General features: G+C 65.4%; 21 protein-coding genes, 1 tRNA gene and 1 riboswitch. Of the genes, 16 read left to right on the top strand and 6 right to left on the bottom strand.

Annotated features, from left to right (window positions below):
• Positions 1-3 precede the first annotated feature (3 nt).
• The 3 genes from cmk to MWU77_RS22530 all read left to right on the top strand — a co-directional run bounded on the left by cmk (position 4) and on the right by MWU77_RS22530 (position 2,258).
• Positions 4-666 carry a (d)CMP kinase gene (gene cmk / locus MWU77_RS22540; RefSeq protein ID WP_247274824.1) on the top strand — a complete coding sequence of 221 codons (663 nt, stop codon included), beginning with the start codon at positions 4-6 and terminating at the stop codon, positions 664-666.
• Entirely contained in the window at positions 663-2,093 is a 1,431-nt protein-coding gene (gene der, locus MWU77_RS22535; RefSeq protein WP_247274816.1) for a ribosome biogenesis GTPase Der, read from the top strand. Before cmk ends, der begins: the two co-directional genes overlap by 4 nt.
• A 91-nt stretch (positions 2,094-2,184) precedes the next feature.
• Positions 2,185-2,258 (top strand) — tRNA-Pro (locus MWU77_RS22530).
• Positions 2,259-2,319: 61 nt separating this feature from the next.
• Here the strand turns inward: MWU77_RS22530 and MWU77_RS22525 are convergent.
• Positions 2,320-3,327 carry an AraC family transcriptional regulator gene (locus MWU77_RS22525; protein WP_169690152.1) on the bottom strand — a complete coding sequence of 336 codons (1,008 nt, stop codon included), beginning with the start codon at positions 3,325-3,327 and terminating at the stop codon, positions 2,320-2,322.
• A 141-nt stretch (positions 3,328-3,468) separates the two neighbouring features.
• On the opposite strand from MWU77_RS22525, the gene MWU77_RS22520 reads away from it, so the two are divergent.
• On the top strand, positions 3,469-4,119 hold the full coding sequence (locus MWU77_RS22520; RefSeq protein ID WP_169690153.1) for an NAD(P)-dependent oxidoreductase: 651 nt from the start codon (positions 3,469-3,471) through the stop codon (positions 4,117-4,119).
• A gap of 118 nt (positions 4,120-4,237) precedes the next feature.
• A complete protein-coding gene (locus tag MWU77_RS22515; RefSeq protein ID WP_169690154.1) occupies positions 4,238-4,654 on the top strand; it encodes a VOC family protein in 417 nt (138 codons plus the stop codon).
• A gap of 36 nt (positions 4,655-4,690) precedes the next feature.
• Here the strand turns inward: MWU77_RS22515 and MWU77_RS22510 are convergent, their stop codons facing one another.
• Both MWU77_RS22510 and MWU77_RS22505 read right to left on the bottom strand, forming a co-directional pair.
• Entirely contained in the window at positions 4,691-5,086 is a 396-nt protein-coding gene (locus tag MWU77_RS22510; protein ID WP_169690155.1) for an MmcQ/YjbR family DNA-binding protein, read from the bottom strand.
• A gap of 9 nt (positions 5,087-5,095) precedes the next feature.
• Positions 5,096-5,983, bottom strand: coding sequence for a phosphotransferase family protein (locus MWU77_RS22505; protein WP_247274815.1), 888 nt, complete (start codon positions 5,981-5,983; stop codon positions 5,096-5,098).
• Positions 5,984-6,266: 283 nt separating this feature from the next.
• Between MWU77_RS22505 and MWU77_RS22500 the strand changes: the two genes are divergently transcribed.
• The 11 genes from MWU77_RS22500 (at position 6,267) to gcvP (ending at position 16,038) form a co-directional block, all read left to right on the top strand.
• Positions 6,267-6,884 carry a CoA pyrophosphatase gene (locus MWU77_RS22500; RefSeq protein ID WP_169690156.1) on the top strand — a complete coding sequence of 206 codons (618 nt, stop codon included), beginning with the start codon at positions 6,267-6,269 and terminating at the stop codon, positions 6,882-6,884.
• A gap of 75 nt (positions 6,885-6,959) precedes the next feature.
• Positions 6,960-7,580: a CDP-alcohol phosphatidyltransferase family protein gene (locus MWU77_RS22495; protein ID WP_169690157.1), complete on the top strand. Its 621-nt coding sequence runs from the start codon at positions 6,960-6,962 to the stop codon at positions 7,578-7,580.
• Complete coding sequence (locus MWU77_RS22490; RefSeq protein ID WP_169690158.1) at positions 7,577-8,440, top strand: DUF881 domain-containing protein; 864 nt, start codon at positions 7,577-7,579, stop codon at positions 8,438-8,440. The genes MWU77_RS22495 and MWU77_RS22490 overlap by 4 nt, the downstream gene beginning before the upstream one ends.
• Positions 8,437-8,796: a small basic family protein gene (locus tag MWU77_RS22485; RefSeq protein ID WP_169690159.1), complete on the top strand. Its 360-nt coding sequence runs from the start codon at positions 8,437-8,439 to the stop codon at positions 8,794-8,796. The genes MWU77_RS22490 and MWU77_RS22485 overlap by 4 nt, the downstream gene beginning before the upstream one ends.
• Positions 8,797-8,799: 3 nt before the next feature.
• A complete protein-coding gene (locus MWU77_RS22480; protein WP_169690160.1) occupies positions 8,800-9,537 on the top strand; it encodes a DUF881 domain-containing protein in 738 nt (245 codons plus the stop codon).
• Positions 9,538-9,580: 43 nt separating this feature from the next.
• Entirely contained in the window at positions 9,581-9,985 is a 405-nt protein-coding gene (gene gcvH / locus MWU77_RS22475) for a glycine cleavage system protein GcvH (RefSeq protein WP_169690161.1), read from the top strand.
• Positions 9,986-10,137: 152 nt separating this feature from the next.
• Positions 10,138-10,602: a glycogen accumulation regulator GarA gene (gene garA / locus MWU77_RS22470; protein ID WP_169690162.1), complete on the top strand. Its 465-nt coding sequence runs from the start codon at positions 10,138-10,140 to the stop codon at positions 10,600-10,602.
• Positions 10,602-11,339, top strand: coding sequence for a MerR family transcriptional regulator (locus tag MWU77_RS22465; RefSeq protein WP_169690163.1), 738 nt, complete (start codon positions 10,602-10,604; stop codon positions 11,337-11,339). The genes garA and MWU77_RS22465 overlap by 1 nt, the downstream gene beginning before the upstream one ends.
• Positions 11,340-11,496: 157 nt before the next feature.
• A complete protein-coding gene (locus tag MWU77_RS22460; protein WP_169690164.1) occupies positions 11,497-11,970 on the top strand; it encodes a bifunctional nuclease family protein in 474 nt (157 codons plus the stop codon).
• 250 nt (positions 11,971-12,220) lie between these two features.
• On the top strand, positions 12,221-12,847 hold the full coding sequence (locus MWU77_RS22455; RefSeq protein WP_374229952.1) for a MerR family transcriptional regulator: 627 nt from the start codon (positions 12,221-12,223) through the stop codon (positions 12,845-12,847).
• Between the two features lie 68 nt (positions 12,848-12,915).
• A riboswitch (glycine riboswitch) is annotated at positions 12,916-13,013 on the top strand.
• Positions 13,014-13,179: 166 nt separating this feature from the next.
• Positions 13,180-16,038: an aminomethyl-transferring glycine dehydrogenase gene (gene gcvP, locus MWU77_RS22450; protein ID WP_169690165.1), complete on the top strand. Its 2,859-nt coding sequence runs from the start codon at positions 13,180-13,182 to the stop codon at positions 16,036-16,038.
• A gap of 160 nt (positions 16,039-16,198) precedes the next feature.
• Here the strand turns inward: gcvP and MWU77_RS22445 are convergent, their stop codons facing one another.
• From MWU77_RS22445 to MWU77_RS22435, 3 genes are all read right to left on the bottom strand, one after another.
• On the bottom strand, positions 16,199-17,368 hold the full coding sequence (locus tag MWU77_RS22445) for a metallophosphoesterase (protein ID WP_169690166.1): 1,170 nt from the start codon (positions 17,366-17,368) through the stop codon (positions 16,199-16,201).
• A 2-nt stretch (positions 17,369-17,370) separates the two neighbouring features.
• Positions 17,371-19,143 carry a substrate-binding domain-containing protein gene (locus MWU77_RS22440; protein ID WP_169690167.1) on the bottom strand — a complete coding sequence of 591 codons (1,773 nt, stop codon included), beginning with the start codon at positions 19,141-19,143 and terminating at the stop codon, positions 17,371-17,373.
• Positions 19,144-19,289: 146 nt separating this feature from the next.
• Positions 19,290-21,473, bottom strand: a complete 2,184-nt coding sequence (locus MWU77_RS22435) for a malate synthase G (protein WP_247274813.1) — start codon at positions 21,471-21,473, stop codon at positions 19,290-19,292.
• Positions 21,474-21,532 lie beyond the last annotated feature (59 nt).

Genomic DNA, 21,532 nt, shown 5'->3' with positions numbered 1-21,532 from the left:
GCGATGGACGGCCCCTCGGGAACGGGCAAGTCCAGCGTCTCCAAGCGGCTCGCCCGGCACCTCGGTGCCGCATACCTCGACACCGGTGCCATGTACCGGATCGCGACGTTGTACGTGTTACGTCGGGGCGCCGACCTGACCGACCCTGCCGCCATTGCCGAGGCTGTCGCCGGCCTGCCCTGGTCGATCGGTACCGACCCCGACGTCGAGGACATTCGGCTCGACGGCCGGGACGTGCGCGGAGAGATCCGCGGCGGGGAGGTCACCGCAGCGGTCTCCGCCGTCTCCGCGGTGCCCGAAGTACGCGAACTGCTCGTCGCAGCGCAGCAGCGTCTCGGACTCGCAGCGCACCGAGTCGTCGTCGAAGGACGCGACATCGGCACCGCGGTATTCCCGGATGCCGATGTGAAGATCTTCCTCACCGCATCCGCGGAAGCACGCGCTCAGCGCCGCAACGCCCAGAACATCGTGGAAGGCCGCGGCGACGACTACGACGCGGTACTCGCGTCGGTGCAGCGCCGTGACCACCTCGATTCCACACGCGCAGTGTCGCCTCTGCGCGCCGCGGACGACGCTGTCGTCGTGGACACCAGCGACATGGACATCGACGAGGTGACCTCGATGCTGACGGCACTGGTCACCGAACAGACGGGAGCGGCGCTGTGAGCGACGACGTCACAACGGAGTACATCGACGGGAATTCCGACGGCACCTGGTCCGAAGAATCGGACTGGGACCTCGACTTCGAAACCGGAGCCGAGCTCGAAGAGTTCGTACCCATCCCGACAGTGGCGGTTGTCGGCCGCCCCAATGTCGGCAAGTCCACCCTGGTCAACCGCATCATCGGTCGCCGGGAAGCCGTTGTTGAGGACATCCCGGGCGTGACCCGCGACCGCGTGTCGTACGAGGCGAACTGGAACGGCCGACGCTTCATGGTCCAGGACACCGGCGGCTGGGAACCCGACGCCAAAGGGATGCAGCAGTCGGTTGCTCGTCAGGCCGAGGTTGCCATGCGTACCGCCGACGCGATCCTTGTCGTTGTCGACGCCACCGTCGGCGCGACCTCGGTGGACGAGGCTGTCGCCAAGGTGCTGCGCCGGTCGAAGACGCCGGTGCTGCTCGTCGCGAACAAGGTCGACGACGACCGCGTCGAAGCCGAAGCCGCGGCGTTGTGGTCGCTAGGGCTCGGCCAGCCCTATTCGGTGTCCGCTACCCACGGTCGTGGCACAGGGGACCTGCTCGACGACCTGCTCGAGAAGATGCCGCCCACACCGCGCGAAGGCACGGGTGGGGGAGGACCCCGCCGCGTCGCCCTGGTGGGCAAGCCGAACGTCGGCAAGTCCAGCCTGATCAACAAGCTCTCGGGTGACGAGCGGTCGGTGGTGCACGACGTCGCAGGCACGACCGTCGACCCCGTGGACTCGGTGGTCGAACTCGGCGGCAAGCCGTGGCGGTTCGTCGACACTGCCGGACTGCGCAAGCGGGTCAGCCATGCGTCGGGCGCGGAGTTCTACGCATCCTTGCGCACCCGGGCGGCGATCGATGCTGCAGAGGTAGCGGTGTTGCTCATCGATGCTTCGCAGCCGATCACCGAGCAGGACCAGCGGGTGATCTCGATGATCGTCGAATCGGGTCGCGCACTGGTGATCGCGTTCAACAAGTGGGATCTGGTCGACGAGGACCGCCGCCACGAGTTGGGTCGCGAGATCGAACGTGACTTGCTGCGGGTGCCGTGGGCGGCGCGAGTCAACATCTCCGCCAAGACCGGCCGTGCCGTGCAGAAGCTCGTGCCGGCGATGGAGACCGCACTCGAATCATGGGACAAGCGCATCTCCACGGGCCGGCTCAACACGTGGCTCAAGGAAGTGGTGGCCGCGACACCGCCGCCGATGCGCGGGGGGCGATTGCCTCGTGTCATGTTTGCGACCCAGGCGGCGACGCGTCCGCCGACGTTCGTGTTGTTCACCACCGGCTTCCTCGAAGCAGGCTATCGCCGCTTCCTCGAACGGAAGCTGCGTGAAGAGTTCAACTTCGACGGCAGCCCCGTCCGTGTCTCCGTGCGAGTGCGGGAGAAGCGCGACCGCCGCAAGTAGACCCGAATCCCCGGAAACGGCGCTGACCAGCCGATTCGCCTTTCGGTCCGTACCTGTTGTAATCTCAACGAGCGCTCGACGAGAGCGCGGGCGGGCTGTGGCGCAGCTTGGTAGCGCACTTGACTGGGGGTCAAGTGGTCGCAGGTTCAAATCCTGTCAGCCCGACCGAGAAGCCCCGGTGAGATCTGATCTCACCGGGGCTTCTTCGTGCTGCCGGGCCGGTGCGCTACCGGCGGCCGGTGAAGGTGCCGTCCGTTCGGCGGCGAACCGATCCGGGAGATACGCCTGTGATCCTCTTGAAGGCCTTCGAGAACGCCGCTTCCGACTCGTAGCCCGATCTCGATGCGAGTTCGGCGATCGTTGCGCCGTCCTGCAACGCGACGGTCGCAGACTCCATCCGCCATCGACCGACGTACCGCATGGCGGGTTCCCCGACCAGCTCGGTGAACCGCGCCGCGAACGCCGACCGCGACATCGCCGCTTCCCGCGCAAGAGACTCGACTGTCCACGGCCGCTCGGGGGCGTGGTGAACCGCGGCGAGCGCACGGCCCACCTGTGGGTCCTGCAGAGCGCCGATCCATCCGTGTCGGGCCGCCGGCGCGGAGTCGATCCAACTCCGGATCGCCATGATCACAAGAATGTCCGCCAGTCGAGTGAGCACCGCTTCGCCACCGGGCTGCACGTGCTGCGCTTCCTCGGCCATCAACGACAACACCTGTGTCGGCGCGCTGTGCCTCGCCGACCCGGTCGTGTCCATCCGCAGGAGGGGAGGCAGCAACGCCACCAGACGTCGCGCAGTCGGATGATCGAACTCGACGACCCCGCACACCAAGGTGGAGTGCTCGCCACCTCCGCCGTAGTGCAGAACCGAATAGTGGTCGCCGATCATCGTCTGGGGGAGTAGATCCACGCGCCCCGGACTCCCCGCGCTGGTGATGCTCGGGTCGCTGCCCATCACGTGTCCCGAGCCGTGCGGGACGATGACGAAATCTCCGGGGAGAAGCCGCGCTGATGCCGAACCGGGGACCTCCAGCCACATTTCGCCCGAGACGACCAGATGGAAGCTCACGCTGTCGGCCACCGGTGGCATCTCCAGCGCCCAGGGCGCACTCAGCTCCGACCGGCAGTAGAAGCCGCCGCGCATGCGCAGCAGGTGAAGGGCATGTGCGAGGGGATCGACCGGTGTCCACGGAAAGTGCACGTCGGTGGTCTCCCGAGCCCTGTCGATCGTCATATGTCCACCCTCGCCGCTGGGTGTCCATTCGTCCAACCCCGTAGGACGAATGAACACAAGGGCCGGACGGAGGACCATAGAACGTCTCGAGGAACGTTCATACGGTGGACACATCGTCACCAACGAACTCAGGAGAACACCATGAAAGTACTTGTCATCGGCGCAACAGGCGGTTCCGGTCGCGCAGCCGTCACCGCACTCCTCGACCGCGGCCACGACGTGACCGTCATGGTCCGTACACCCGATGCGCAGCACACCTTCGGCGACCGAACCTTGGGTGTGATCGGGGATGCCACCTGTCTCGATGACGTCGACCGCGCGGTCCGCGGCCAGGACGCTGTCATCGTCACCCTCGGCATCACCGAGAATCCCGTCCGAGTACGGCTGCGCGGCCCGGCGCGTACAGCACTCGACGTGCGGTCCACCGGGACCCGCAACATCATCGACGCGATGACACGTCACGGTGTGCGGCGCCTGATCGTCCAGACCACCTACGGAGTGGGTGACACCGACGGCCGCCTGCCGTTGCGTTACAAGCTCATGTTCTCGCTGCTTCTCGGGCCACAGATCGCCGACACCGTGATCCAGGATCGCTTCGTGCACGAGAGCGGCCTCGACTGGACCCTCGTACAACCGGTCAACCTGAACGACTCGCCAGGCGGCGGAGACGCGTTCACCTCGACTCGCGGTGAGCTCGCAGGCTGGCAGGTCTCGCGCAACAAGGTCGGCCAGGTTCTCGCCTCCGCTGTCGACGACGAGGAGAACCTGCGGCGAACCGTGTCGGTGTCCTGAGCCGGGATCCGTCGAAAGGCTCCGCGAGCAAGTCGGACAGGACACGATGAGAAACGGCACTACGCAGAGTCCATCCGTGTAGTGCCGACTTTCCCTCCGAACAGATCAGGAGTTCGCGATGACCACTCGACTCAATCCGTACATCAGCTTCCGTGACAACGCGCGTGACGCGATCGAGTTCTACAAGACCGTCTTCGGCGGGGAACTCGAGATCAGCACGTTCGGGGAGGGGCAACCCACCGGCGACGCCGCGGTGGACAGCAAGGTGATGCATGCGATGCTCACCACCACGAGCGGTTTCGTGCTCATGGCCTCGGACACGCCCCCCGGAATGGACCACACCCCCGGAAACAACTACTCGATATCCCTCAGCGGCGACGACGAATCCGAACTCCGCGGTTACTGGAATGAACTCGTCGCCGGCGGCACCGAGGCGATACCCCTCGAGAAGGCGCCGTGGGGCGACAGCTTCGGAATGTGCATCGACAAGTTCGGTGTCCAGTGGATGGTCAACATCAGCGGCAGTACCGACTGATCGAGAGGGAACCCGCACACGAGCCGGACGGGCGACTCAACCGAGACGCGCGTCCAGTTCGCGTACCAGCTTCGCAGGAGCAGTCTCGCGGAACGACATGTCGATCAGTTCCGCAACCTCCTCCCAATCCACCTCGCGGCGGTCGAGGTCGTACCCGATCCACCCCGACGGACCCAGATACATCGGCAGATACGTGTGGGGTTCACCGAGGAGGGCAAGCCGTTCGTCGCGGTCGGGCTTGACGATCAACGATCGGGGAAACGGGGCCCGGGTGTCCTTCTCGGAGCCGCCATAGACCGCGAACGAGGTCTTGGTGAAGAAGAACGGGCGACCGTGCGAGATCTTCTCGTGTGCGCCCGGGTATGCGAGAGCGAGGGTGCGCACCCGAGCCAGCAACGGATCCGTCTCGTCGAACATGATCGGATGCGGCATGAATGTACCTTACCGTCGCAGAGCCGAAAGCCCCTCGCGGAGGAGGGGTTCCACAGCATCACCGAACGCACTGAAGCCGTCACCCACGGTCTGACCCTGCAGGAACCGGAAATGAATGCCCTCGAGAATCACCGCGAGCTTGAAATAGGCCAGGCCGAGGTGAAAAGCCATCTCCGACAGGTTCCTGCCGCTCGCGTTCGCGTAGCGCGACAGCATCGCGTCCTCGCCGAGGAACCCCGGCGCACGCGATACGGTCGACACCGGCACTGGCCCGTCCCGGTCCGCGAGTTGTTGGTAGACCACGAGGAGCGCGACATCGGTGAGCGGATCGCCGAGCGTCGCCATCTCCCAATCCAGCACCGCCGCAACCTGATCACGTTCGTCGATGAGTGCGTTGTCGAGGCGGTAGTCGCCGTGCACGATCGCAGCGCCGCTCGCCGAAGGCAGCTGCTCGACCAGTAGCCGGTATAGCTCGTCGGCGCCGTCGAGCGTACGGCTCCGGGACGCATCGAGCTGAGTCTTCCATCGGTGAACCTGTCGTTCGAGGAAGCCCTCGGGCCGGCCGAAGTCCTCGAGCCCGACCGTCGCAGGCACCACTGAGTGGAGTCTCGCCAGGGTGTCGATCGTCCGCTCGGAGATCGCACGCACCCGATCCTCCCCGAGCGGAGCGAGTTCCTCGGCAGTACGGAAGGGAGTGCCCGGGACGAGATCCATGAGGTAGAACGGTGCGCCGATGACCTCGGTGTCCGTGCACAGGAGATGAGTACGCGGCACAGGAACCTCGGTTCCTGCCAGCGCCGTGATCACGCGGTGCTCGCGTGCCATGTCGTGCGCGGTCTCCAGTACATGCCCGAGCGGTGGGCGCCGCAGGACCAGTTCCCGCTCGCCGTTGCTCACGCCGTAGGTGAGGTTCGATCGCCCGCCACTGATGAGGCGGGCGGTCAGCGGCCCGTCGAGCAGACCGGGGGGCGGCGGTCTGCAGATGGGTGCGAAGTGCTGCGGTGTCCAGTCCTGCGGGGTCGGCGGTCATGAGGTCCTCCGCGGATTTCGGGGTGGGATTCGGCGGAACGTGGGAGAGAGCGTAGTCGCACTGAGTACACCTGTCTCCAGAAAGGCTAGCGGATTTCGGATTGCACGGAATAACTGGGTAAACCGAACTCGAGTGAGATAATGTCGCACCATGCCCATATCGAACGCACTGACGCACACGGCACTTCAGGACTCGCTCGCCTGCTTCGAGTCGCGTCGGATTCCGCTCGAAGGGCGCCGCCATGCCGCGGTCGTCATCGCTGTCCTGAACGACGATGCAGGCAAACCGGTCATGCCTCTGACCCGCAGGCCGACGAGATTACGTGCACATCCCGGCCAGTTCGCGCTCCCCGGCGGGCGACTCGACCCCGGGGAGACGCCCGAGGAAGCAGCGCTGAGGGAACTGCACGAGGAGCTCGGACTCGACGCCGCGCCGAACTCCATCGTCGGGCGCCTCGACGACTACGTCACCCGATCCGGATATGTGATGTCACCGTTCGTCGTGTGGTCCGACACGACGATCGCCGATCTGAAACCGAGCCCCGACGAGGTCGACGTCTTGTTCTCCGTCACGGAGGCCGAGTTGGACAGCGAGCCTCGATTCGTGGACATCCCTGAGTCGGACAAGCCGGTCATCCAGTGGCCGTTCCGTGGTCACCTCATTCACGCACCCACCGCCGCAGTGGTCTACCAGTTCCGTGAAGTTGCCCTCCATGGTCGGCACACTCGTATCGACGGACTCGAGCAACCGGTGTTCGCATGGCGCTGACCACCTCGCGGCGACCCCCACGGCCGGTGTGAAAAGGTTGGTGGACCGTACCGCGTAGACAAGACAGGGGGCACGATGGGTGACGTGACGACTCCGGACGACGTCCGCCCGGGTGCCGATCGCATCCTCACCATCCCGAACCTGCTCAGCTTCGTGCGGCTTCTCGGAATACCCCTGTTCCTCTACTTGATCCTCGTTGTCCACGCGGACGGCTGGGCGCTCGCGATCCTCTTCCTCAGCGGATTCACCGACTGGGCCGACGGCAAGCTCGCCCGCCTGCTCGACCAGGCGTCCCGGCTCGGCGCGCTGCTCGACCCCATGGTCGATCGGCTCTACATAGTCACCACGCTGCTCGCGTTGGTCGTGCGGGACGTCATCCCGTGGTGGATCGCCGCGATCCTGGTCGGGCGCGAACTCGTGCTGGTCCCGACCCTCGCCGTATACCGGCGTCGGGGCATGCCCCCGCCCGACGTTCTGTACCTGGGTAAAGGCGCGACATTCCTGCTCATGTGCGCATTGCCGCTGCTGCTGCTCGACCTGGCGCTACCCGCGACGTCCGTCGTGGCGCACCCACTCGGCTGGGCCGCCCTGATCTGGGGTTCGGCGCTCTACATCTGGACCGGGCTGCTCTACATCGGTCAGGCCGTATGGATCGCCCGTGCAGTGCCTCCGAACGAGGAGCGACCAGCCGAGTGAATCGTCGCTGGGAACAGATCCCCCGGAACCCGGTCCCCTCGCTGCTCAAGTCGCTGCTCGAGGACCACCTCGATCCTGGTTACGGTGCCGCCGCCGAGGACCGGGCTGCGGGTCGCGCTGCCGCATCGCCGGCACGCACCAGGGCCTGGCTCGTCATCGGCTGTATTCTTGCCGGTCTCGTTCTCGGCGCGGCCTACGCCGAGAACCTCGATCGTGAACCGGGAGCAGATCAGGCGCGCGCCGAGATTCTCGATTCGCTACGTACCAGTGAGGAACGCATCGCCACCCTCGTGGCCCGCCGCGATGAACTGACCGACACGGTCGAGCAGCGCAGCGCTGAACTGGTGGCCCACGATGCCGAGGGTGCGATGGCGCTCGACGCGCTGCGCGCAGCGCAGATCGCGGCTGCCGGCGTGCCTGTCGTCGGCCCCGGGATCACCGTCACCCTTTCCGATCCGACGGGTCGGCCGAACCTGTCGGACCCGTCGGTGCACGACACCGGCGACGCCGCGACCGTCCTCGACCGAGACCTGCAATCGGTGGTCAACGCACTGTGGGCAGGCGGTGCCGAGGCAGTGTCGGTCGGCGACGTGCGCATCGGACCCGGCGTGACCGTCCGGCAGGCAGGGGGAGCGATGCTCGTCGACAACCGACCGGTGTTCTCGCCCTACGTCGTCTCCGCCGTCGGACCGCAGGCCCGGATGCAGACGGATTTCGTGGTGAGCGACGCCTATCTCAGGCTCTCGGGAATCAAACAACTCTACGGGGTAGGTTTCACGATCGCCGAGGCAGGAGAGCTCGAACTGCCGGCAGCCACGGTACGTACAGTCGAATCGGCTCGGGAAGAGGGGAATCGGTGAAGCACCTTCGGCACGGTCAGGCGCTGTATGCGGTACTGGCACTTGTGATCGGCATCGTAGCCGGAATCGTGTTCAGTCCCCAGGTACCCGACCTGGTTCAGCCGTACCTGCCGATAGCGGTGGTCGCTGCGCTCGATACGGTATTCGGTGGACTGCGTGCCTATCTGGACGACATTTTCGACGCGAAGGTCTTCGTCGTCTCCTTCGTGTTCAACGTCCTCGTCGCCGCACTCATCGTGTGGCTCGGGGACCAGCTCGGCGTGGGTACCCAGCTCTCGACCGCGGTCATCGTCGTCCTCGGGATCCGCATTTTCGGGAACGCGTCGGCCTTGCGCCGCAGACTTTTCGGGGCGTGAGCGATGGCCGAGGACACCTCCGGACACGCTCTGTCGGGCACGCCGGACTCCGGGCGCAAGCGCCGGGTGTACGCGGTGCTTGCAATGTTGCTCGTCGCCCTGCTCGGCACGGCTATCGCCACCCAGGTGAAGAATACCGAGACGGGAGACACTCTCGACTCCGCCCGCCCCGCCGACCTGCTCGTGCTCCTCGACAGCCTCAACCGACGCGAGGCGGCGCTGCGGCAAGAGATCACAGGCCTCGAGCGCACTCTCGAAGGATTCGAGCAGAACGGTTCGGATGCCGCTCTGTCCGAAGCCCGTGCTCGTCTGCAGAACCTGTCGATCCAGCTGGGTACGGTTCCCGCGTCGGGGCCGGGTGTCGTCCTGACGATCGACGACCCGCTCGACGGAGTCGGCTCCGAGGTCGTCCTCGACACGATTCAGGAACTCCGTGCGGCGGGTGCGGACACCATGCAGATCGCCGGAGCCGACGGGACAGCGGTGCGCATCGGCGTCGATTCGTGGTTCGGAGGGCAGGGCGGCGATATCACTGTCGACGATCGAAATCTCCCGGCGCCCTATACGGTTACTGCTATCGGGGACGGGCCGACGCTCGCTGCGGCGTTGAACATCCCCGGCGGTGTGGTGGATACGGTCGCTCGCCGCGGTGGAACTTTGACTGTCGAGCAGTTGTCGCAGGTCGAGGTGCCCGCCTTGCGGGAAATCGAGCCGCGCCAATACGCTCAGCCAGGAAACTGAAACAGACGTTCGTGCCGAATCGTCGCCCCCGAAAGGAACTGCCGTGAGTGAGTTCGAGACGCCCGCCGATCTGCGATACACCGCGGAGCACGAGTGGGTCCAGCGGACTGGGGCGACCACCGCCCGGATCGGTATCACCGACTACGCTCAATCCCAGCTCGGTGATGTGGTGTTCGTGCAGTTGCCCGACACCGGATCCGCCCTCGCTGCAGGCGATTCGTTCGGTGAGGTCGAATCCACCAAGAGTGTCTCGGATGTCTATGCGCCCTTTGCCGCAACGGTCGTGGCGGTGAACGGCGACCTCGAGGCGAGCCCCGAGTTGGTCAACAGCGCGCCGTATGCAGAAGGGTGGCTGATCGATATCGAATCGAGTAGCGAGTCGGATCTCGACGCTGCCTTGGAACGGACCCTCGACGCCGCCGGATACAGAACGATCACAGAAGGATGAGATCCCCTGGGTGACGTAACCGCGACTACCTGCACCAGGGGCATGCGCAGGGTACGGTCGGGTATGGCGTGTGCCGTGTCCGACCGTGGTGGTGGCGAACGAATGACGATCGTCCGGGACCACCCGGACTATCGAACGGATAAGGAGAAACGGTGAGCGAGAACGGCAACGCGGGCTACGAAGAGACCCCAGCGGAAACCACTTCGGTGTTTCGTGCCGACTTCCTGAACGAATTGGAGAACACCGGCGCGGCTGCGACGACCGAAGCACCGGTCTCGGGAGTCGAAGGTCTTCCGGCCGGGGCGGCCCTGCTCGTCGTCAAGCGCGGTCCCAACGCGGGGTCGCGATTCCTGCTCGACCAGCCCACCACGTCCGCCGGACGACACCCCGACAGCGACATCTTCCTCGATGATGTCACTGTCAGCCGTCGTCACGCAGAGTTCCGCCAGGACGACGGCGAGTTCCAGGTCGTCGATGTGGGAAGCCTCAATGGCACCTACGTCAATCGTGAGCCCGTCGACTCGGCAGTACTCGCGAATGGCGACGAGGTCCAGATCGGAAAGTTCCGTCTGGTGTTCTTGACAGGCCCGCGGGGCACTCAGGGCGCAGGTAGCTGATGACCGCTGCCCGCCAGCCGGCGCCGGCAGGTATGTCGATCGGGTCCGTACTCGATCGACTCCGCCCGGAGTTCCCGGACGTGACGATCTCGAAGATCAGATTTCTCGAAGCCGAAGGACTGATCAGTCCGGAGCGCACACCGTCGGGTTACCGGCGGTTCTCGATCGCGGACTGTGAGCGACTCCGGTACGTGCTCACCGCGCAGCGCGATCAGTACCTCCCGCTGAAGGTGATCAAGGAACAGCTCGAGGCGATCGACCGTGGTGCCGCAACGGTGGGAGCCGTCGAAACTCGCCCCAAGCGACCGCGCCAGCTCGCGGTCGCGCGGGGCGAGGTTTCTCCCGAGGACCTTCGTACCGACCGCCAGATCCGAGTGAGTCGAGACGACCTCTGTGAACGGGCCGGCATCGACACCGTGTTCCTCACCGAGCTGGTGGGCGCGGGGCTCCTCACGCCGGGTGCGGCAGGCTTCTTCGACGACGATGCGGTATTGCTGGCGCGGACAGCGAAGGCAATGTCCCGGTTCGGACTGGAAGTCCGGCACCTACGCGCGTTCAAATTGGCGGCAGACCGCGAAGCGGGCCTCGTCGCCCAGATCGCCGGTCCTGTCGCCAAGGGACGCGATGCAGGGGCCCGGGAACGCGCCGAAGAGATGGTTCGTGAGTTGGCTGCGCTGTCTCTGACGTTGCATACATGCCTCGTCAAGTCGGCGGTGCAGGGGTCACTCGATCGTTGACCTCGATCGTCGAGGTAGCCCTGCAGCGGTATTGCGCACGAGAAGCGGTGGGTCTTCGGGTTTCGGGCACCTGACGTACACGAACGAGCGCACTAGAATTCAGGCAGTACGTGTCAGCGACCACGCGACTGACAGGCACCGGGACGGAGGCGCCGTTATGAGCGAGATGAGGATCGTCGGTATCCGAGTCGAGCAACCCCAGAACCAGCCTGTCCTTCTGCTGCGCGAAGCAGAGGGCGAGCGGTACCTACCGATCTGGATCGGTCAGATGGAGGCGACCGCCATTGCGCTGGAACAGCAGGGAGTGGAGCCGGCCCGGCCGCTCACGCACGATCTGATCAAGAATCTTCTCGACGCGTTCGGTCACGCCCTCCTCGAGGTCCGGATAGTGGATCTTCAGGAGGGTACGTTCTACGCCGATCTCCTCTTCGAAGGGGAGATGCGGGTCTCGTGTCGTCCTTCGGACGCAGTTGCCGTCGCGTTGCGCACCGGTGCACCGGTATTTGCCGAGGAATCAGTTCTGGCGGAAGCGGGCCTCGCGATGCCTGAGGAGAAGGAAGACGAGGTCGAGAAGTTCAAGGAATTCCTCGAATCGGTCTCGCCCGACGACTTCAAGGCAACAGACGGCTGATCTGCTCGTCGCGCCGACGGGTCGGGTCGAAGTTGTTCGACGACGCACCGCGACGAACCCGTGTATCGTCGAACGTTACTTTCCGAGTCGGCGTGTTGCTGCTCGACCTGAATCACACAGGGCGTACGCTTGGTTGATCCGTTACGGGACAAGTCGGGTGAACCGGGGGATGTACGGGATCGGATGCGGAGGGGATCCGCCTGGTCCGTGGTGGCGAGGGACAACGGGGCGCGCGAGAGGAAGTCACAAAGTGCGAGATCGGCCGCAAGGACAGCAACTCGGTGCCGGCACCGGCGATCGCGTGGCTCCGGTACCGGTATCGGACACTTCCGAGGATCTGCAGCCGGGGCTGTTTCCCGACAACTCGGTCCCCGATGAACTTGTCGGCTATCGGGTCCCGATCGCGTGCCAGATTGCGGGTATCAGCTACCGTCAGCTCGACTACTGGGCGCGAACCAATCTGGTAGTGCCTTCGATCAGGAGCGCGGCGGGTTCCGGAAGCCAACGGCTGTACTCGTTCAAGGACATTTTGGTCCTCAAGATAGTCAAGCGCCTTCTCGATACCGGCGTCTCGCTGCAGAACATTCGCGTGGCGGTCGACCACCTCCGGAGCCGTGGCGTACGGGACCTGGCCAAGATCACCCTTTTCTCCGACGGCACCACTGTCTACGAATGCACATCCCCGGAAGAGGTCGTCGACCTGCTTCAAGGCGGGCAAGGTGTGTTCGGTATCGCAGTCAGTGGGGCAGTCCGGGAATTGACGGGCAGTATCGCGGACTTCCCGGCCGAGCGCGCAGAGGGATACGACGTCGAAGAGAAGCCCGAGGACGAACTGGCTTCCCGCCGTCGAAACCGCATCAACCGCCGCATCGGATAGGGCGTATGTCACCCTCCGGAAGAGGGTGGACTCGATCGGCCCGCTCGTGCTCTAGAATCGGTATGCGTCGCCGTCCCGCGGGAGAGCCCCGGACCAACATGTCCGGGCGCCGAAGGAGCAGCACCTCCCCGTCAATCTCTCAGGCACCCAGGACCGCGTGAGCTACGACGTCTCTGGAAAGTGGTGGGAGCACCCACCCGCCCACGGGGAAAGGTTCGCCGACCAGGACCGAATCTCTCAGGCGCTCGCCTCGCGAGCTCAGGACAGAGGGGGAGGAACCGCCCGTGCCGACCGCGCACGTGCGAACCTCGCCGACCAGCCTGGGAGCTGCGATGACAGATGCCGTCACCTGGAATTTCGCCGATCGTCACATCGGACCCGATGCGCAGGAGATGCGTCGGATCCTCGACGTTGTCGGAGTCGATACGCTCGAGGACCTCGTCGCAAAGGCACTGCCCGCGGGCATTCTCGACCACTGCGCGGGCGAAGTTGCCGACGGACTCGATGTCCTCGACGCGCCGCTCAGCGAACACGAGGTCCTCGCCGGCCTGAAAGCCCTGGCGTCGCGCAACACGGTCGCGACCTCCATGATCGGGCACGGTTACTACGACACGCTCACTCCGCCGGTACTGCTGCGCAACATCATCGAGAATCCCGCGTGGTACACGGCCTACACGCCGTATCAGCCGGAGATCAGTCAGGGCCGGCTCGAAGCGTTGCTCAATTTCCAGACGATGGTCGCAGACCTGACCGGTATGGAAGTCGCGAACTCCTCGATGCTCGACGAAGCTACTGCTGCGGCGGAAGCGATGACCTTGCTGCGTCGTGCCAACCGCAAGTCCAAGAGCCACCGGTTCGTCGTCGATTCCGATCTGTTCACTCAGACCGCCGCGGTGCTCGCAACCCGCGCCGAGCCGCTCGGCATCGAGCTCGTCACCGCTGACCTTGTGGAGGAGGGACTTCCCGAGGGGGAGTTCTTCGGTGTGATCCTGCAGGTGCCGGGTGCGTCGGGCCGGGTGTTCGATGTTGCTCCCGTGATCGATGCGGCACATGAGCGCGGTGCGATGGTCGCGGTGGGCGCGGACCTCCTGGCAATGACGCTGATGACTCCGCCCGGGGAGAAGGGCGCCGATGCCTGCTTCGGCACCACCCAGCGATTCGGGGTGCCGATGGGATTCGGTGGCCCACATGCGGGATATTTGGCGGTAAACGCGGCGCACACGCGGAATCTGCCGGGACGTCTCGTCGGTGTCTCGGTCGACGCCGACGGTACCTCGGCCTACCGGCTTGCGTTGCAGACCCGTGAACAGCATATTCGCCGTGAGAAGGCGACCAGCAACATCTGTACCGCTCAGGTGCTTCTGGCGGTCCTCGCCGCGATGTACGCGTCGTATCACGGCGCGGAGGGACTGACCGGAATCGCGCGACGAGTGGCTGCCCATGCGGCCGGGCTCGCTGCCTCGCTGCGACGCGGGGGAGTCGAGGTCGTTCACGACGACTTCTTCGATACCGTCCTGGTCCGGGTTCCGGGGCGCGCCGGCGAGGTCGTAGCAGCGGCGGCCGAGCGGTCGGTCAATCTGTATCTCGTCGACGCGGACCACGTGTCGATCTCCTGCGACGAAGCGACGACGGATGCACACGTGGCGAGTGTGCTTTCCGCGTTCGGTATCGCCGCTGAGGAGACGGTCGCAGCCGATCGAGCATCCATCCCGGAGGCGCTCGGCCGAACCAGTGACTTCCTGAAGCACGAGGCGTTCACGAAGTACCGGACGGAGACCGCGATGATGCGGTATCTGCGGCGGTTGTCCGACAAGGATCTCGCGCTTGACCGCACCATGATCCCGCTCGGGTCCTGCACGATGAAACTCAACGCCGCGGCTGAGATGGAAGCCATCACGTGGCCGGAGTTCGCGGGCTTGCACCCGTTCGCTCCCGCGGATCAGACCGTCGGAATCCGGGACCTGATCTCGGATCTCGAACGCTGGCTCGCCGCAGTGACCGGGTACGACGCCGTGACCTTGCAGCCCAACGCAGGCAGTCAGGGTGAATACGCAGGTCTGCTCGCTATCCGCCATTACCACCTGAGCCGCGGTGACGACCACCGCGACACCTGCTTGATTCCGTCGAGCGCGCACGGAACCAATGCCGCCTCTGCGGTGATGGCAGGTATGCGTGTCGAGGTGGTGGCGTGCCGTCCCAACGGTGACGTCGACCTCGACGATCTGCGAGCGAAGATCGCCGACCACGCTGAACGGCTGGCCGCGATCATGATCACCTACCCGTCGACCCACGGCGTCTACGAACACGAGATCGAGGACATCTGCGGTGCCGTGCACGACGCAGGCGGGCAGGTGTACATCGATGGTGCAAACCTCAACGCACTCGTGGGTCTGGCCCGGCCGGGCAGGTTCGGTGGCGATGTGAGCCACCTGAACCTGCACAAGACCTTCTGCATTCCACACGGTGGTGGCGGGCCGGGAGTCGGTCCGATCGGCGTTCGTTCGCATCTCACGCCGTTCCTCCCGGGTCACCCCGCTGTACCTGGTCTCGGCGGCGTGGGGCCGGTGTCGGCTGCGCCTTACGGGTCGGCGTCGATCCTGCCGATCACGTGGGCATACATCAAGCTGATGGGGGCTTCCGGGCTTCGCCGGGCTTCGCTCACTGCGATCGCTTCGGCGAACTACATTGCGCGTCGCCTCGACGAGTACTTCCCGGTGCTGTACACGGGTGCGAACGGGATGGTGGCGCACGAGTGCATCCTCGATCTGCGTCAGCTGACCAGGGACACCGGTGTCACCGTCGATGACGTGGCCAAGCGTCTCGCAGACTACGGATTCCATGCGCCGACCATGAGTTTCCCCGTCGCGGGCACGCTTATGGTCGAACCGACCGAAAGTGAGGACTTGAACGAGATCGACGAGTTCGTCGATGCGATGATCTCGATTCGCGCGGAGATCGACAGGGTCGGAGCCGGAGAATGGCCGGTCGACGACAATCCTCTGCGAGGCGCACCGCACACCGCAGAGTGCCTCGTGGGGGAGTGGACTCACCCGTATCCGCGTGAAACTGCAGTGTTTCCGCTGGGGAAGGGGCGCGCAAAGGTGTGGCCGGCGGTCCGTCGAATCGACGGGGCCCACGGCGACCGCAACCTGGTCTGCTCGTGCCCTCCGCTGGAGGCATACAGCAGCTGACGTCCTGTGGCTGCGGGCAACGCCCGCAGCCACACACTCTTCGACCGAAATATTCGGTACCGTACGGAAAACATAGATATACCGAATATATGCTCTCTCAGGCACCGAACTTCCCCTCTGAAAAACCATCGAAGGGAGGTCTGTTCAGGCAGCGGCGCAGCTACTTCTGTGTGACGAGCTCGAGAATGGAAACTTCGGGCGGAGTTGCGACGCGGACCGGTGGGCCCCACGCACCGGCTCCTAGCGACGTGTAAATTGCGGTGTCGCCGAAGTGGTCCAGCCCGGTGACAGTGGGATTTGCAGCAGCGACGATGTATCCGAGGGGCCACATCTGGCCGCCGTGCGTATGCCCGGACAACTGAAGGTCCACACCGAGATCCTGTGCTTCGAGGACGTGTTTCGGCTGGTGTGCGGCAAGAAGAACGAAGGTCTCCGGAGCCAGTCCCTCGATGGCTCGAGGTAGATCCGCTGCATCCGGTGCGGGAGCGGTGTAGTCGTGCACGCCTGCCAGTGCGATCTGCTCGCCGTTGTGCGTCACGAGGACGTTTTCGTTTCGCAGGGTCTTCACACCCAGAGTTTCCCAATGATCGAGCCAGGACGAGGCGTCGTCCGAGTAGTACTCGTGATTGCCACTCACCCCGTAGATCCCGAGCGGGGCACGAAGCTCGCTGAGGGGCGCGAGGTCGTCACCTACCAATTCGACGGTGCCGTCAGCGAGATCCCCGCCGAGAACGATGAGGTCGGGTCGCTGTTCGTTAACCTGATCGACGACTCCCCGCACGAACCCGGCGCCGCGTGCCGGACCGACGTGCAAGTCGGTGATCAAGGCGACGCGGATGCCGTCGAACTCGTCCGGAAGCCCGGGCAGGGCGATGGTGGAGTGAACGAGCCGAGGATTGGCTGCCTCGATCAGACTTCCATAGCCGATCGTGGCGACGGTGGCGGCAACGAGGGTGGCCGTTGCGATCCGGAGTGCACGGCGTGGTGGTCGGTGCGATGCGCCGGCTTCCTCCGAGGGGGACTTACCCCTGCGGAATCGTCGCACGAGCCGTGCCCCGAGGCAGAAAGCGCCGATGACGAGGAGACCGATGATCAAGTAGAGACCTGCGGCGAACCAGCTGTAGCCGAGGAAGCCCAGCGGACGTGCCCAAGCGGGGTCGAGAACAGTGCCGGTGACGGACGCGATCGAGGCGGCCGCGAGTAACGCTACGAGGACGATATCGGCCGCCAGTGCGGCTCTCCCGGTGAGGCCGGGCGCTCGTACGAGGCGACGGTGGAACCAGTAGGTGATGAGGGCGAGGAACGTCCCCGCGACGAGCAGTCGGATCACGGTCAGGAAGTGAGCTTTCGGAGTAAGGCGGTCAGATCGTCGTTCGCGGTGGTGGCGAGCGTGGAGTACGACCCGCCGGTGCGGGCGGTGAGGTCTTGCAGTGTCTCGGGGTCGGTGACATCGTCGCCGAGTACGACGATGTCCACCCGAACCGGTGATGCGCTGTCGGTGAGCTCGCTGATTCCGTCGAGAAGCTCGTCGCCTGTACCGGTGCCGGAATCGACGTCGGTGTTCGTCTCGTTGCCGTCCAGGCTCTCGTCGTCGCTGTCGAGGATCACGAGCACCGAGTTCGGTCTGGACGGATCGTAGTTGTCGACGGCATCGGCGTACGCGGCGAGGATCGATTCGTACACCGGCGCAGTCTCGGTGGGGGTGACTGCGTCGAGTGCAGAGTTCAGCGCCGCGCGCTGCTCGCCGGTGAGCGCATCGCGGGCAACAGCGACTCGGGAGGACGATGTGTCGTCGAAGACATGTATCCCGATGATCGAGGAGTTCGGGGAACGGCGGAGAACGTTCTCTATTGCGGTCGCAGTGTCGTCGAGTCGGGTGTTGCCATTTTCTGCGGTGGTGGCCATGGAGGTGGTGGTGTCCACGAGCACGGTGGTCTTGACAGGCGGTTGGGGGTCGAGGCGGATATCGAGGAGGGCGTCGCCGGCGGAGGGATCTGCCGGGGTGAGGACCTCGACGACCGGCGCGAATGAGAAGTCGGATCGAACGGGGGAATCACCGTCGTGGTTCCGGAAGCCGGCATCGAGGAAGTCCTGGGCCTGGTCGGGGTTGCGCACGTAGTCGATGAACTCTCCGGCGGCCCGGGAGAGTGTTTCGTCGATCCAGGGGGCGCTCGGGATCACTGCGGGGAAGTCGGCGATGGGCGTGGCACCTGCGGGACGAAATCCGGCAAGGTCTGCGGCGGTTCCATTAGTGACTGCGTCGTGCAGTTGTTTTTCTACCGCGGGCACTGCGTGGATCGGGGAATCGGGGGCGGTGTTCGTGGCGAGTGCCGTGAGCGCGTCCGCGGTGGAAGGGCCTGCCGCGATGTCGAGTGCGTCGGCGCCGAGTGCGAGTTCGGTGATTGCAGTCACGACGTCCGGTGACTGTGCTTCGTCGCGTGTCAGCGGTCCTGTCCCGGTGGTGGCGACGGCTTCGAGGGCGGACGTCGTGGCATCGCTGTCTGTTCCGGTGGGCAGTGCCATGCGCAGAGATTCCCAAGGGGCCAGGCCGAGGGCGCTGAGGGATCCGGGCACGGACTGCAGCGACGGTAGGTCGCGCCAATCGACCCCGGCTGTGGTGAGTCCGTTGTTCAGGGCTGTGGGAGTGGCGAGGACGAGCGGTGAGGTGGCGAGGGATCGACGTTGCCCGCTCGCGCTCGAGCCCGCACGGTCGGCGGCGCGGGTGTCGATGGGCACCCAGAGAGCGGGTTCGGGTCCGAGTTCGGGGTTCCAGGTGCCGTCGGCGAGGGTCGCGGCGGCCGTGGTGGATTCGGTGGCGGCGACGTGAGCGGTGACGCAATAGTCGCGGATCACGGGTGCGACGTCGGCGTTCCACGTGTCGGCGAGGTCGGAGAGGGTGGGGGCAATGAGCGGGTCGGCGGCGATGCGCAGTTCGACGTCGCCTTCTACGCAGGTCCTGGCTGCTTCGGTGGCCTGTTCGTCGATTCGATTGCGGAGCTGGAGCCAGCCGATGATGCCGAGAACCAGTAGGGCGACCGCGACCAGGGAAACGATGATGCCTGTGCTGACGCCACGTGTTCCACCGGATCCGCGATGTCGAGCCACGGGTTTCTCGCCTCGTTTCGTTGTGGTCGGGCCCCAGCAGTCTAGTGAGGTGTCGAGAGTACCGGTCTATGCCTGCCCCGGTGGTGTGACGATGGGCCCCGATCCACGCGGATCGGGGCCCATCGCTCCTCCTGGGGGTGTCGGGGTCAGGCGTTTGCGGCCTTGTACTCCCGGCGGCGACGGTGCAGGATCGGCTCGGTGTAGCCGCTGGGCTGCGTGCCGCCTTCGAGGATCAGTTCCTTCGCGGCCTGGAAGGCGATGTTGGTGTCGAAGTTCGGTGCCATGTTCCGGTAGGTGGCATCGCCTTCGTTCTGACGGTCGACGACCGGTGCCATCCGCTCGAGGGCGGCGACGACCTCGTCCTCGGTGACGATGCCGTGGCGGATCCAGTTCGCGAGGAGCTGGCTCGAGATGCGCAGGGTCGCGCGGTCTTCCATCAGTGCGACGTCGTGGATGTCGGGAACCTTGGAGCAGCCGACACCGGCGTCGATCCAGCGGACCACGTAGCCGAGGATGGACTGGCAGTTGTTGTCGAGTTCTTCGCGCTTCTCGGCGTCGGACCAGTCGGTGTTCTCGGCGAGCGGGATGGTGAGGATGTCGTCGACGGTGGCGCGGGGCGCGCCCTTCAATGCGTCCTGCACTGCGAAGACATCGACCTCGTGGTAGTGGGTGGCGTGCAGGGTGGCGCCGGTCGGGGACGGGACCCACGCGGTGTTGGCGCCGGCCTTGGGCTGGCCGATCTTCTGCTCGAGCATGTCGGCCATGAGGTCGGTCATCGCCCACATGCCCTTGCCGATCTGTGCCTTGCCCTGCAGCCCGGCGGCGAGTCCGGTGTCGACGTTCCAGTCCTCGTACGCGGCGATCCACTTCTGCTGCTTCATGGCTGCCTTGCGCACGACGGCGCCGGCCTCCATGGAGGTGTGGATTTCGTCGCCGGTGCGATCGAGGAAGCCGGTGTTGATGAACACGACGCGCTCGGAGGCGGCTTCGATGCAGGCGGCGAGGTTGACGGTGGTGCGCCGCTCCTCGTCCATGATGCCGACTTTGAGGGTGTTGGCGGGAAGGCCGAGCACCTGTTCGACGCGGCCGAACAGTTCGGTGGTGAAGGCGGATTCCTCGGGGCCGTGTTGCTTGGGCTTGACGATGTAGATCGAGCCGGTGCGGCTGTTGGCCAGGGCGCCGTGTGCGTCGTCGGTGTGCAGGCCGTGGACGGCGCAGAGGCTGGTGATCAGGGCGTCGAGGATGCCTTCGGGGATTTCGTTGCCGTCGGCGTCGAGGATGGCGGGGGTGGTCATGAGGTGGCCGACGTTGCGCACGAACAGCAGGGAGCGGCCGTGCAGTTCGAGGTCGTTGCCGTCGATACCGGTGTAGACGCGGTTGGCGTTGAGGGTGCGGGTGAGGGTCTTACCGCCCTTGTCGAACGACTCGGTCAGGTCGCCGCGGTTGAGTCCGAGCCAGTTGCGGTAGCCGAGGGTTTTGTCGTCGGCGTCGACGGCGGCCACGGAGTCCTCGAAGTCCATGATCGTGGTGACGGCCGATTCGAGGACGAGGTCCTTGATGCCGGCGGTGTCGGTGCTGCCGATCGGGGACTGGGGGTCGATCTGGATGTCGATGTGCAGGCCGTTGTTGCGCAGCAGGACCGAGGTGGGGGCGGTGGTCTCGCCGAGGTAGCCGACGAGCTTCTCGGGCTGGGCGAGGGTGGTGACGGTGCCGTCGGCGAGCGTGACCTTCAGCGCGCCGTCCTCGATGACGTAGGCGGTGGTGCCGGTGTGGGAGCCGGTCGCCAGCGGGGCGGCCTTGTCGAGGAAGTCGCGGGCCCAGGCGATGACCTTGTCGCCGCGGACCTTGTTGTAGCCTGCGGTCTTCTCCGCGCCGTCGTCTTCGGAGATGGCGTCGGTGCCGTACAGCGCGTCGTACAGCGAACCCCATCGGGCGTTGGAGGCGTTGAGTGCGAAGCGGGCGTTGAGGATCGGCACCACGAGCTGCGGGCCGGCGGTGGAGGTGATCTCGCTGTCGACTCCGGCGGTAGTGACCTCGAAGGGTGCGGGCACGGGGACGAGGTAGCCGATTTCTTCGAGGAAGGCCTTGTAGGCGGCTGCGTCGTGGGGGGTTCCGGCGCGGTCGCGGTGCCAGGTGTCGATCTGGGCCTGAAGGTCGTCGCGCTTGGCGAGCAGGGCGCGGTTCTTGGGGGCGAGCTCTTCGACGATCTTGTCGGCTCCGGTCCAGAACGCCTCGGCGTCCACTCCGGTGCCGGGGAGCGCCTCGTTGTTGACGAAGTCGTAGAGCACCTTGGCGATCTGCAGTCCGCCGACGGTCACGCGTTCAGTCATTACCCTCACTCTTTCCGGTTGCTGTGCGCCCGGTGTTGTCACGTTCCGGGAGCCGCACG

Origin of the sequence: Rhodococcus sp. F64268 (genome assembly GCF_023015605.1) — a bacterium.
Classification (GTDB): Bacteria; Actinomycetota; Actinomycetes; order Mycobacteriales; family Mycobacteriaceae; genus Rhodococcus.
The sequence above is the reverse complement of the archived record's forward strand: the minus strand, read 5'-3'. Positions and strand labels throughout refer to the sequence as shown.